Below are 12,023 nucleotides of genomic sequence, written 5' to 3' on the forward strand. Positions count from 1 at the left end.
GAGCGGCAGTAGATTCTGCGGAATCTGGCAGTCACCACGTCGCGGAGGACGGCATCGCCGGCGTCATCCGTCGCGTGCACGATCGGCAGCGCGAGGACACCGATCAGCTCGCCTCCGACACCCACACCGTGTCGGCGAGAATCGCCCCTGCGCTACGACAACTTCGCTGAAGTCCTTGAGTTATCTTCCCCCCGAACACCCCCTACCGCCGTTTCGCCGCCGAGAAGTTCGAATGAGTTGCCATGCAACTCCTTTCAATGCCGCCAGATATTACATGATCTTGTCAACCAACCAGCTGTCATTCCGTGCCAGATCGCGACCGGGTATTGCCTTCATCAGTGTGTCTAGCGCACCGATCGAATCGGGGCGACCGCGAGCGCACCGAGAATCGAAAGCGCCCCGCCGACAAGGAATAGCGGCGGGTATCCCCCGAGACTCACCACCGCCGAGGCGACGAAAGGCCCGACGATTTGCGGTGCGGCATTGGCGATATTGAGCACGCCCATATCGCGGGCGGCGTCCTCGGCTTTGGGCAACACCATGGTGACCAGCGCGGTATCCACGGCCATGAAGCAGCCGAACGCCAATCCGTTCACCGCGGCGAACACGATCATGGCGGGCCAGCTGGGACTGAACACCGGGATCATCAGGGCGACGGCGGCCAGGGTGGCCGCGGCGGCGACGAAGGGTTTGCGCCGGTTGAGCCGGTCGGAGGCCACGCCGCCCACGACCGTCGAGATCGCCATGGCGACAGCGGAAATCGGCGTCAGGATGGCCACCGCCCGCGCGGGTTCCAGACCCGAGGGCAGGCTGATGTGGTCCTGGAGGATGTAGAGCTGATACCCGGTGACGGAGAAGTATCCGAGCACCAGCAGCGCGCGGCCGGTGAAGGCCCAGCGAAAGTCGTGCTCGCGCAGCACGTTCAGGAAGGCCGCCGCCTGCGCGCGCAGTGGTGTCGATGGCCGCGGCGGCTGGCGGACTTCCCGGGACCCGGTGGTGAACACCACCGCCGCCACCGCGACGAGCACCCCCAGTATCAGGTAGCCGGTGCGATAGTGGTCGGAGCACACCGAGGCCACCAGCACGCCGATGGTCGATCCGATCGGCAGGCCCAAACCGACTGCGGCCGAGGCGATGCCGCGCCGCTCGCGGGGAATGCGGTCGGGCACCACCGAGGTCAGCGCGGCCTGATAGATGTTCATGACGGCCTGCCCCAGGCACCAGCCGATGGCCACCAGCAGCACCGTGTGCACGCTGCCGAGCAGCGCCATCGCCGCGATGGCGGCCAGGCCACCGCCGAGGATCCACGGATTACGGCGTCCGGACCGGTCGGAGAGGGCACCGGCGACCGGGTTGAACACGGTCGCGAAGACCGCCGCGACACCGCCGACGATTCCGAGATTCGCGACCTTGGAGGCGGCGTCGATGTGCTCGATTTGCAGGGGCAGCAGCACCCCGCCGATACCGGTGTAGAGCGCGTACATGGCGGCATTGGCCACGAACAGCAGCGGCAGCAGGCCGCGGGCGGGCGGGGTCGCGGTGGGGAGCTCGCCGACGGCGTCGGCTTCGGGATGTGCCACGGGTGTCCAAAGCGTATGGAAAGCAACGGATTCCGGCTCATGAGCCGGAATCCGTTGCGGGTCGGGAGAGGGTCAGCCGATAGTCGCGGTGAGGGGCAGGCTGGTCACCGAGGTGCCCGCGTGCAGGGTGAACGAGCCGGGCTCGACGGTCCAGCCCTGCTCGCTCCAGTGCTCGAAGGCGCGCTTGGGCAGTTCGATGGTGGCGGTGACGGTTTCACCGGGGCCCGCCTGCACCACCGCGAATCCGGCCAGCCAGCGCACCGGACGATCGACGGCGCTGTGCTCGCGCGACAGGTAGGCCTGCACGACCTGGCGGCCCGCGCGGTCTCCGGTATTGGTGACGGCGACGGTGGCGGTGCGGCCGGAGACGCTCAGCTCCGCCAGCGACCAGGTGGTGTAGCCGAGACCGTGGCCGAACGGATAGGCCGGGGCGACACCGGATTTCAGCCAGGCCCGGTAGCCGATGTGGATACCCTCGGTGTACGGCAGGGCATGGTCCGCGCCGGGCGTGGTGTTGAGCACCGGGACGTCGTCGATGGTCTTGGGCCAGGTGGTGGGCAACCGGCCGCCGGGTTCGGCCGCGCCGGTGAGCACATCGGCCAGGGCCGCGCCGAATTCCTGGCCGGGGAACCAGGTCAGCAGGACGGCGGCGACGTCGTCGCGCCACGGCATCTCCACGGGGGAACCGGAATTCACCACCACGACGGTGCGCGGGTTGACCGCGGCGACGGCGGCGACGAGTTCGTCCTGACGGCCCGGCAGTCGCAGCGAGGTGCGGTCGAAGCCCTCGGATTCGATCTGCTCGGTGGTGCCGACCACGACCACCGCCACCTCGGAGGTGCGCGCCAATTCGACTGCGGCGGCGAACTCCTCGTCGTCGGAGCGGCGCGGGCGGCCGACCGCCAGCGTGATGCCCAGGGCGGGGAAGCCACCCGCGGGCACCATGCGAACCACCACGTCGAGTTCCTGCCCGGCGGTGAGGGCGCGGGTCACGAAGCGCTGCGGCGGATTCAGCAGCATCTCGACCGGGTCACTGCCCGCGGGCAGCACCAGTTCCTCGAGCAGGGGTTCGCCGTCGATCTCCAAGGCCATGGTGCCGACACCGGCGAAACCGATGCGCCAGTCGCCGTCGTCGTCGGCGCGGACGCGGCCGCGCAGCTCGATCGACTTGGCCTGCATGGCATTCGGGTTGCCGAACAGCATCAGGCTGCCCGCGGCACGATGCTCGCTGGCGAGCACACTGTCGCCGTCGAGGTAGCGCAGGCGCAGGCCGGGCTCGCCACTTTCGGGGTCGGTGACCAGGGTGAGCGGGACCGGCAGCAGGTGGTCGCTCAGGTGCACGCCCGGCGTATAGGTCACCGGCAGCACCCGCGAGAGTCCTTCGACCGGCGAGGTGGTGTGCGAGGGAATGACCGTCGCGCTGCCGCCACCCATGAAGCGCGGTTCGGCGGCGGCCGAACCCAGCAGCGCCACTCGCGACGGCTCGCGCAGCGGCAGGATGCCGTCGTTGGCTGCCAGCACCATCGCTTTGGCGGCGGCGTCGCGAACCAGGCGCTGTGCCTTCTCGTCGGTGAAAACCGGTGCCGGGGCGGGAGTTCCGTTCAACGCGCCGACGCGGACCGCGAAGCGCAGGATGCGGCGGACCTTCTCGTCGATCGCGGACTCGGGCACCTCGCCCTTGCGCACGGCTGCTTCCAGCGGTGCGCCCCACAGTTCCCACGGGCCGGGCATGGCCAGGTCGTTGCCCTTGGCCGCGCCGAGGGTCGAGCGCACGGCGGTCCAGTCCGAGACCACCACGCCGTCGAATCCCCACTCGCCCTTGAGTGGTTCGTCGAGCAGGTCGTTCTCGGTCATGGTGGTGCCGTTGACGGAGTTGTAGGCGGACATGATCATCCACGCGCCCGCCTCGACCGAACGCTCGAACGGGTACAGGTAGAGCTCGCGCAGGGTGCGCTGGTCGGCGATGACGTCGGTGGTGAAGCGTTCGGTCTCCGAGTCGTTGGCCACGTAGTGCTTGGGGCAGGCGCTGACGCCGTGCGCCTGCACCGACCGGACGTAGGCGTCGGCGATCTCGGCGGTCAGCATCGGATCCTCGGAGAAGCATTCGAAATGCCGTCCGCCGAGCGGGGATCGGTGCAGGTTGATGGTGGGGCCGAGGACGGCGTACACGTCCTTGCGGCGGGCCTCGGCGGCGATCAGCGCGCCGATCTCGGTGAGCAGGTCGCGATCCCAGGTGGCGGCGAGGGCGGTGCCCGAGGGCAGGCTGACCGACGGGTCGCGTTCGTCCCACTGTTCGCCGCGCACGCCGGACGGTCCGTCGGAGACCGGCATCTCGGCCAGTCCGATGCTCTCGTCGCCCGCGAAGCGGAAGACGTTCGCTCCGGAGATCAGGCGGATCTTGGCGGGTAGGTCGAGCTTGGCCAAGAGGTCGTCGATGACGTCATTCATGCCAGTTCCTTCCAGAAGTTCACCAGTTCCGCGCAGACCTGTTCGGGGACATCCTCGTTGGGGACGTGGCCGCGGCCGTGGAACACCGCGGTCCGCGCGCCGAGTTCGGCGGCGAAGCGCTCGTGCACGGCGGGATCCCACAGGTCGCCGGTGTCGCCGTAGGCGTAGAGCAGCGGCACCCCCGAATCCCGCAGCTGGGCCGGGTCTTTGAGCGGCGACTCGCCCATGGTGTTGAGAATGCCGACGATGTTCGCCTTGCGAGTGCGCAGGATGCGCTGGTGCAGGAACTCCAGATGCTCGGGTGTGGGCTTGGGTTCAGCGGCGGCCAGGGCGGCGTTCAACTGCTGCCAGATGATCTCCTGTCCACCGGCTTCCACGGCCTGCGCGACCAGCGCGGGCGGCGGGAAGTTGATGTCGGACACCGAGTCCGGGCCCGAGGCCAGCAGGGTGAAGCTGCGGAATTTCGCGGGGCGCTCGACCACGGCGACGCGGGAGACGTAGCCGCCGAAGGAATGGCCGACGAGATGAACGGGCACCTCGGGCGAGACCTGATCCAGCACGCCCTGCAGATCGCCGACGAAAGCGGGCAGGGTGTAGGCGGATACGTCCTCGGGGCCCTCGGATTCCCACTGCCCACGCTGGTCGTAGGCGACCGCGCGATATCCGGCCTGCGCCAGCAGCGGCAGCATGCCCTCGAAGTCTTCCTTCGAGCCGGTGAACCCCGGCACCAGCACCACGGTTCCCCGCGACTCGACACTCGCGGGGCTGGCTTCCCAGCCGGCCAGTGTCCCGGCGGCACCCCGCAGCGTGATCGGTGTGATCGGAGCTCGACTCATCGGCAATCCCTTCCCTCGCACGTCCATGTACGGCTGGCACGAGTGTGCCAGTGGAATTCCAGTTTACCGAGTGGGTAGTAGGTACTGTTATCCGTTCGTTATGTCGTGGGGATTATGCCTGCTCAGCACCCTTGACTAGTGTCCCATCTCATGACGCCGCATCCCCAGCGCCGCCGACGGGCCGAGGACCGCCGCGAGCAGATCATCGACGAGGCGCTGAAGACCTTCGCCGACAACGGCTATCGCAATGCCTCGATCGCGGAGATCGCCGAGCGCTGCGGGCTCTCGCAGCCCGGGCTGCTGCACTACTTCCCCAACAAGGCCGCGCTGCTGTCGGCCGTCCTGGACTACCGCGACCGGCTCGACTACGAGCGGCTCGGCTTCAACCAGCCCTTCCACGGCAAGGAGGCGCTGCTGCGGCTGGCCCAGTTGGTCGAGCACAATATGCACGTCCCAGGCCTGGTCCGGCTGTTCACCGTGCTGACCAGCGAGGCGGTCACCGCGGACCATCCCGCGCACGAGTGGGCCTTGAACCGGTATCGCACAGTCCAGACCTATCTGGCCGACGCGCTCGACGCGGGCAAGGCCGACGGTTCGGTGCGCGCCGAGATCGACAGCCCGACCGTCGCCCGGCAGGTGATGGCCATGATGGACGGGCTGCAGTTGCAGTGGCTCGTCGATCCGGAGACCGTCGACATGGCCACACTCTTCCGCGCCTACATCGACGAGCTCATCGCCTACCTGTCTTGACACGATCGGCAGATCTCGATTCGCTGCAAATTCGACGGTGTGATGGCAGCACGGATTTATCGTGGAATTCGGATCGTTCTCCCGGTGCAGCGTCGCATCGCCCACCCCTCCGGTCCAGCGTCCGATAACGCCGAACACGAAGGGCTGGGCCACCGATGGGTGACATCTGGCGTACTACGCACGCGGTCATCGTCGTGATCGGCCGTCCCCGTCCACTGCCGCCGAGCATGCGATGGCATACGGCCGTTGGGTTTCTGCCCAGTCTCGACTCGCCCGACATGCGGCTGTGGCTGCACCGCCACCTCGACCCCGAAGGTCCGATGGAGGCCGTGTTCGTGGTCCCGGTTCATGTGTGCCCGCCCATCGTCATGCAGCTCCCGCATCGCGAAGTCTGTGTGCCCGCTGGCGAATACACGCTGTTCACGACCGCGCTCGCCCCGCCCCGACCACCGCCGATCGGTAGCTAGAGTGGGGAGGCGATGGAGTATCGGCCGATCGCCCGGACAGGGAACGCCTTTCAGCAGCCACCGGATGCCGGGGAGTTGCGGGCCATGGTCGCGCGGGTACTCGGGAACGGGACCCGGATCGTCTCGGCCGTCGAATTGTCCGATGGCAAGTACAACAGCACGTTTCGAATCGATCTCGGCGCCGACGGTCCGGCGATTCTGCGGGTGGCTCCCGAACCCGGGCGGCAACTTCGGATCGAACCGGAGCTGATGCGCAACGAGTACGCGAGCCTGCCGTATCTGGCCGGGATCGCGCCGTTGCTGCCGCGGGTCCTGGGCGTCGATTTCACCCACGCGGTGCTCGGGCGAGACTTCATGATCGAGTCCTGGCTGCCCGGCGTGCCCGCACCGGCGGGACTGCCGAGGTATCCGGAGAGCCTGTGGCCGGGGTACTTCGAGCAGATCGGGGGGTGGGCGCGCACCATCCACCAGGTACCGGGGCCGGGATTCGGGCGAGTCGCCGGTCCATTATTCGCCGCCTGGAGTGACGCGCTGCTCGACTGGTTCGATTGCGCCGCAGCCGATTCCACCGATGTCGGACTCGACACCGGCGACATCTCGAAGGTGATCACCCTTCTCGACCGCCACCGCGGGGTGCTCGACGAGATCCGGGTGCCGCGGCTGCTGCACGGCGACCTGTGGACGGTGAACCTAATCCTCGCCGAATCGGCCGACCGCCCGATCGTCACCGGCATCGTCGACAACGACCGGACCTGGTGGGGCGACCCCGAATCCGATTGGCCGATCTTCATGGCGCGGCGTCGACCCGGCACCGAACGCGACGCGTTCTGGCGCACCTACGGACCGCTGGGCGTGGGCCGGGCGGCCGAGTGGCGGCAGCGGGTCTATCTCGCCCGGCACGGTATCGCGTTGCGTTTGGAACACGTCCGGCTGCGCACCCTCGACGCCGAAGCCGCGACCGCCACCGATCGCATGGTGCGGCAGCTGCTGGCGCAACCGGATCCGTGAGCACCCGGTTTTCGCTCGAACGGCGCACTCGGCGACCGGAAACTAGGGTGTGATCATGAGGATTCGACGGTGGCGCAAGGTCTATCTCGGTGCCGAGTACGCCGCGCTGTTCTTCGGGGGAACCACCGCCTACAACGCGATCCTGCGCGGCAAACCCCCCATCCCCGCCCTGCTGATCCTCGCCTCCGGCGCGGCCCTCTACCTGCGCCGCTCCCCCGGCTTCGACCGCGCCGCCCTGTGGCGGGCGTCGGCCTTCCGCGACCAGGCCCGTTCCATGGCCCTGTCCGCCTCCGCGAGCGCAGCCGCGCTGACCGCGGCCGTGGCCCTGCGCCGCCGCGAAGACCTCTTCGACCTCCCCCGCCGCAGCCCCGCCCTCTGGCTGGCGGTCATGGTCCTCTACCCCGCCCTCAGCGTCTACCCGCAGGAACTGGTCTTCCGTTCGTTCCTGTTCCACAGGTACGCACCGGTTTTCGGTGACGGCACCCTGATGGTCGCCGCCAGCGCCGCCGCCTTCGGCTACGTCCACATCATCTTCGGCAGCTGGTTCTCGGTGATAGCCAGCGGTGCCGGCGGCTGGATCTTCGCCGCCCGCTACCTCTCCACCCAATCCCTCTTCACGGCTTCGGTGGAACACTCCATCTACGGAATCCTGGTCTTCACCGTGGGTTTGGGCCGCTACTTCTACCACGGCGCGGCGCCGGACGCCCGAATCCAATTGCCTTCCCGCCGAACGGAACTCCCGGGCTGAGAGCCACCAGGGGCTGATCAGACCAGGACTGGGAAGTTGGCGCCCGAGTTCACCTCGGACTGTTGATCTTCCGCGCGCGACGGCTTGGCCGCGTCGTTCAGCGCGCTATGCGGCATTCAGTGCGTTCGGTCATAGCTCGATTGCGCACGACCACTCACCGATGCGGGCATGTCAAAGCAGTACATCCATCGCGGCCTCGCAGAACGCACGATCTACGGCATCGGCGCTGAGGAAATGATCGGCCTCGGTGATCAGCGCGAGGGCCCGCTCCCACACGTCGCTCCCGACATACCAATCCAACTCGTGCACCGCCATCCCTTCCCACAGCAGTTCCTCGGCCCGAGTACCAGGGGTGTCGCCGGACAGGTTCATCCACAAGCTGTCCAGGCGCCGCGCTGCGATCATCTCGTCGCCGAGCACTCCGAGGCGGCACGACCGCGAGACCAAACCCACCACGACCCTCCAGAACTCCGGCGGCGCTTGCGTCCCCAACTCCTTACCGGTTTGCTCTCGCAGCCGCCCGATCGTTTCGTTCAGTGCGGGATAGTCCAAGACAGTCGGCTTCCGCTCTGCGAGCTCGACGAGAGCCGACCACCTACCGCCCAGTGCCACAGCCGCTTTCGCCAACTCTCCCCAGTCGGCATTGTCGGGCAGGAAGTCGAACGGCGAGCTTGCCAACGCATGCACCACCTCGACCAACCCGTATTTGGGAATCCCGGCACCCTTCCCCATCACCGGCGGTGGACTCGACACGGCGGTCTCCGAAACAGGTATGAGGTCCAGGGTTAGGAAGTCGCGGCCGCGGATTGTGGCCAGTGCCTTCAGAAATCGTTTCGGACTGTTCACCAGTAGCCGCCGCTGCCCTGACCGCACTATGAATTCGCGGACCGGGCTGGCCGCCAGCAGATCCATCGTCAACTCGACCCGATGCTTACCGGGCAGCACCGAAACCTCCACCGTCGTCCCACTACGCAAACGAGCGACCTCGTGCCCATCCACCAACACCCCGTATGCGCGAAAGCGCGTCTGCCAACCGCCGGGATTGCGGTGCACCACGATCGTCGCCCGTTCCGCCGCCAGCAATTCCGGATCAGCCGCGGAATAGACCAAGGACCGCTTGATCACTCGCATAGCACCGAACCTCGACAACACACCCTTCGCCACCACAACCACACTTCCGCACCACTGCCACACCAATTTGCCACGCTCGCGCAACTGCTCACTCGCCCGGCATTAGACCATGAATGCTGTGACAACAGCTACGGATAACGTCGCGACCAGTCCGCAGCGCGCCAATCGCGTCCTATCGTTCCGGTGCGCAGCCTCCAACCACTCGAATCTCGGCAGTCACGGCTCGCGAGCACCGGTGATGGTCAACTGCTTTCGGTGGTGACCGTAGTGCTGTCCCGGGTATCGGTAGATGTCAACGAGGGTCATGGAGTTCTGAAAGTAGGGGTCCCAGCGATCGGGGTAGGGCATACGGCGGGCGAAGACTGCCTCTGGCTGGGCGCGCAGGGACCGCTGCAACGACCCAATGACCCGATCCATCTTCTTGCCCATCCTGCGCCGGTTGTAGACGCGCGCCGCTACGCGGGAGCCGTGGAAGTTGACCCAATCGAACGGCACGGTCGCCGCGTTCAGGAACCGCGCATTGGCACGGCCGACACCGACAGGAAGTCGTCCGAGCACTCGCCACAGGATGAGTAGCCTCTGAATGATCATGTAGCCGAACACCATATGGAACAACAGCTCTTCGTTCGTCCAGCGCGTCCCGTTCGAGGGTGCGTCCCATTCGTCGTCACCGATGGTGCTGAGCAGTTGGTGAAAGTCGGTCCGTGCCCGCTCCAGGTCGGCCGCCAGTGCGTCGCGATCGACCTTCGGTTGCGACATCGTGCCACCTCGATCCGAGCGCTCGTGCGCGCTCATATGACGATGGTCGCGCTCTGATTCCAGAAATCAAGAGGCTAGCCCGAAATGCCCTGCGTTCGGCAGTAGCGGAGACTCCTGCGCCGTTGTCGGTCTCGCGGCTCGCGCTGGCCGGGTCGGTCAGCGCGGTATGCCCGAACCGAGGCGGAAATCATTCGACCGCGCCAAGTATGGTCACGGTGTTCGGGAGGGGACATATGAGAATTTCGATCGGACTGGTCGCGGTACTGGCCGTCGCACTCGCTGGCTGTGGAAGTGGCTCAGCGGCTTCGAAACACCCGTCGGCGTCGGTAGCGGCATCATCGCCGGGGGTGGATCGCGAGATCAGTTTCACCAGTGGACAGTTGGTCGTGCACGGAAGCCTGCGGATGCCCGACGGTGCCACCGGTGCCGTGCCCGCGATGCTGCTCATCGCAGGCAGCGGCCCCACCGATCGCAATGGCGACAGTGCATTGATGAACGGGTCAATCGGCACGCTGCGGTCTCTAGCGGATGTGCTGGCACGCAATGGAATCGCGAGCTTGCGCTACGACAAGATCGGGGTTGGGCAGACGGGGATGGGAAGTCTCCAGGCAGCCGACGTGGGATTCGATGAATTTGTCCGCGAGGCGGCTGACGCGACGAACTACCTTGCCACCCAGCCCGGCATCGACAAAGCCGCCCTAGGGATCGTCGGGCACAGCGAAGGTGGGCTCATCGCGTTGGCTGTAGCCAACGGGAAGGGCGGGCAAATTCCCACACTGACCTCACTGAGCTTGCTCGAGTCAGCCACTGCTCGAATCCTGGACACCATGTCGCGGCAAATCGACGCGCAAATCGATCAATCCGTGAACACGGGCAAGCTCTCACGCGACGACGCGGCCACCCTGCGCATCTCGCTCGCCGCAGCCGTCGCGCAGCTGCGCACGAGCGGCACAGTGCCCGACGATGCGTCGGTGCAGCCGTTCGGACTGACCTCCGCCACCGCGAAACTCCTTGCCAGCGAGGATCTTCTCGACCCGGTCGCACTGGCGGCGACGCTGCACACGCCGTTGCGAGTGTTCACCAGCTGCTCGGACAAGGACATCAACATCAGCTGCGATGACGTCGCGAAGCTCGACGAAGCACTGAAACAGACAACCTTGCAACAGGTGCACCTCACCACGGCCGACCATACCCTCAAGGACGTCGGCGACCAGCCCTCCACCGGAACCGAATACGCACAGCCGCTGCCGTTCTCCCAACAGTTCACCGACGCCTGGACCGCCTGGCTTCACACACTCCGCTGACACCGCACGATCCGGCGCGGCAGCGCGCCGAATTTGCCACCAACCAGCCGCCACATATGGCTGGTTCACACTGTCGTGCGCCATATCCGCATCGCATCTCGGTGGGCACTCCGACACGATACGACCGGGCCAGCGCGACGGCAGCTTGATCTCGGACGATCACCGCGCGCACGACATTGGGCAGTAGCGGACGCTCCTGCGCCGCAGTCGGTCTCGCCGCCCGCGGCTCGCGCCGACCGGTTCGGTCAGCCCGGTATGCGGCGAAAGCGCATGTCTGGAAAGACCTTGTTACAGGTTCGGCAGCGGGTCGTCTGCGGTCGGGTATCGATCGTTCTCCAACCTGAACACATACTCCCGCAGATCGGTTTCGAGGTCGGTGGCCAGATAAGTCAGGAAGTCGCGGACACCTGCTGCCGCTTCGACTTCCGAAGGGTTAGCACCTTCCCTCGTGTACTCGGCGAGCAACTGCGCGAGGTGCTCGTAGACCTTGTCGCGACCACTCCACCACGCGCGCACGGCCGCAGGAGTCCAGCGCGAGTCACCATCACACGCGTAGCCGTCGAACGGGTCGGCGTCCGCTGCCTCCAACAGACATTCGACCTCGGCTGGTGATTTCGGCTGGCGATAGACGAACTCGTTGCAGTACTCGCCGCCGTAAAGCACGTTGCGCGGCGCGTGAGTCCTTCCGGTCCAACAGGTATCGGTCTGCGCCGTGTAGACGGGACCTGGCACGTTCATCCAGTGCCGGTCGTCCCACTTGTCACCGTGGTAGACAGAATCATTGAGGTCGCGCCGAACCGAAGTAGTCGGATCCCAGCGTCGCGGTAGGTCGCTCACGACACCAGCATTCCCCACTACGCGGCGCGCAGGCGATGAGTAGCAGTCCTCGGCCATCACGCTCTGCATACACGCATGCTGATGCATTCGGTCGGCCGCAGCCTGGCCCGTTCGAGCTCGGCCGGGAGCCTCACTGTCCGACCTGCAACACCTCA

11 protein-coding genes are annotated in these 12,023 nt (G+C 66.6%); 5 read left to right on the plus strand and 6 right to left on the minus strand.

Features of this window, described 5'->3' with window-relative positions:
- Positions 1-344: 344 nt before the first annotated feature.
- The 3 genes from OG300_RS16845 to OG300_RS16855 form a co-directional block, all read right to left on the minus strand.
- Positions 345-1,580 carry an MFS transporter gene (locus OG300_RS16845; protein WP_405496972.1) on the minus strand — a complete coding sequence of 412 codons (1,236 nt, stop codon included), beginning with the start codon at positions 1,578-1,580 and terminating at the stop codon, positions 345-347.
- Positions 1,581-1,652: 72 nt separating this feature from the next.
- Positions 1,653-4,028 carry a beta-glucosidase gene (locus OG300_RS16850; protein ID WP_405496975.1) on the minus strand — a complete coding sequence of 792 codons (2,376 nt, stop codon included), beginning with the start codon at positions 4,026-4,028 and terminating at the stop codon, positions 1,653-1,655.
- Positions 4,025-4,864, minus strand: a complete 840-nt coding sequence (locus OG300_RS16855; protein ID WP_405496977.1) for an alpha/beta fold hydrolase — start codon at positions 4,862-4,864, stop codon at positions 4,025-4,027. Before OG300_RS16855 ends, OG300_RS16850 begins: the two co-directional genes overlap by 4 nt.
- Before the next feature lie 150 nt (positions 4,865-5,014).
- Between OG300_RS16855 and OG300_RS16860 the strand changes: the two genes are divergently transcribed.
- From OG300_RS16860 to OG300_RS16875, 4 genes are all read left to right on the plus strand, one after another.
- Positions 5,015-5,614, plus strand: coding sequence for a TetR/AcrR family transcriptional regulator (locus OG300_RS16860; protein WP_405496979.1), 600 nt, complete (start codon positions 5,015-5,017; stop codon positions 5,612-5,614).
- A gap of 155 nt (positions 5,615-5,769) precedes the next feature.
- A complete protein-coding gene (locus OG300_RS16865) occupies positions 5,770-6,081 on the plus strand; it encodes a hypothetical protein (protein WP_405496981.1) in 312 nt (103 codons plus the stop codon).
- A gap of 12 nt (positions 6,082-6,093) precedes the next feature.
- The gene (locus OG300_RS16870; protein ID WP_405496983.1) at positions 6,094-7,089 is read left to right on the plus strand and encodes a phosphotransferase family protein; all 996 of its coding nucleotides are present in this window, start codon (positions 6,094-6,096) and stop codon (positions 7,087-7,089) included.
- 55 nt (positions 7,090-7,144) lie between these two features.
- Complete coding sequence (locus OG300_RS16875) at positions 7,145-7,837, plus strand: CPBP family intramembrane glutamic endopeptidase (RefSeq protein ID WP_405496985.1); 693 nt, start codon at positions 7,145-7,147, stop codon at positions 7,835-7,837.
- 171 nt (positions 7,838-8,008) lie between these two features.
- Here OG300_RS16875 and OG300_RS16880 read toward each other — a convergent pair whose 3' ends face one another.
- On the minus strand, positions 8,009-8,968 hold the full coding sequence (locus tag OG300_RS16880) for a hypothetical protein (protein ID WP_405496987.1): 960 nt from the start codon (positions 8,966-8,968) through the stop codon (positions 8,009-8,011).
- Between the two features lie 216 nt (positions 8,969-9,184).
- A complete protein-coding gene (locus OG300_RS16885) occupies positions 9,185-9,763 on the minus strand; it encodes a DinB family protein (RefSeq protein ID WP_405496989.1) in 579 nt (192 codons plus the stop codon).
- Positions 9,764-10,131: 368 nt separating this feature from the next.
- Between OG300_RS16885 and OG300_RS16890 the strand changes: the two genes are divergently transcribed.
- Positions 10,132-11,031, plus strand: a complete 900-nt coding sequence (locus OG300_RS16890; protein ID WP_405498575.1) for an alpha/beta hydrolase family protein — start codon at positions 10,132-10,134, stop codon at positions 11,029-11,031.
- 288 nt (positions 11,032-11,319) lie between these two features.
- On the opposite strand, the gene OG300_RS16895 is transcribed toward OG300_RS16890, so the two are convergent.
- The gene (locus tag OG300_RS16895; protein ID WP_405496991.1) at positions 11,320-11,937 is read right to left on the minus strand and encodes a ferredoxin; all 618 of its coding nucleotides are present in this window, start codon (positions 11,935-11,937) and stop codon (positions 11,320-11,322) included.
- Positions 11,938-12,023: the final 86 nt, after the last annotated feature.

The organism is Nocardia sp. NBC_00511 (assembly GCF_045161165.1).
GTDB lineage: Bacteria > Actinomycetota > Actinomycetes > Mycobacteriales > Mycobacteriaceae > Nocardia.

Coding starts and splice junctions, on each gene's coding strand:
- OG300_RS16850 (WP_405496975.1), bottom strand. CDS start 4,028: ATGAATGACGTCATCGACGACCTCTTGGCCAAGCTCGACCTACCCGCC.
- OG300_RS16855 (WP_405496977.1), bottom strand. CDS start 4,864: ATGAGTCGAGCTCCGATCACACCGATCACGCTGCGGGGTGCCGCCGGG.
- OG300_RS16860 (WP_405496979.1), top strand. CDS start 5,015: ATGACGCCGCATCCCCAGCGCCGCCGACGGGCCGAGGACCGCCGCGAG.
- OG300_RS16865 (WP_405496981.1), top strand. CDS start 5,770: ATGGGTGACATCTGGCGTACTACGCACGCGGTCATCGTCGTGATCGGC.
- OG300_RS16870 (WP_405496983.1), top strand. CDS start 6,094: ATGGAGTATCGGCCGATCGCCCGGACAGGGAACGCCTTTCAGCAGCCA.
- OG300_RS16875 (WP_405496985.1), top strand. CDS start 7,145: ATGAGGATTCGACGGTGGCGCAAGGTCTATCTCGGTGCCGAGTACGCC.
- OG300_RS16880 (WP_405496987.1), bottom strand. CDS start 8,968: ATGCGAGTGATCAAGCGGTCCTTGGTCTATTCCGCGGCTGATCCGGAA.
- OG300_RS16885 (WP_405496989.1), bottom strand. CDS start 9,763: ATGAGCGCGCACGAGCGCTCGGATCGAGGTGGCACGATGTCGCAACCG.
- OG300_RS16890 (WP_405498575.1), top strand. CDS start 10,132: ATGCCCGACGGTGCCACCGGTGCCGTGCCCGCGATGCTGCTCATCGCA.
- OG300_RS16895 (WP_405496991.1), bottom strand. CDS start 11,937: ATGCAGAGCGTGATGGCCGAGGACTGCTACTCATCGCCTGCGCGCCGC.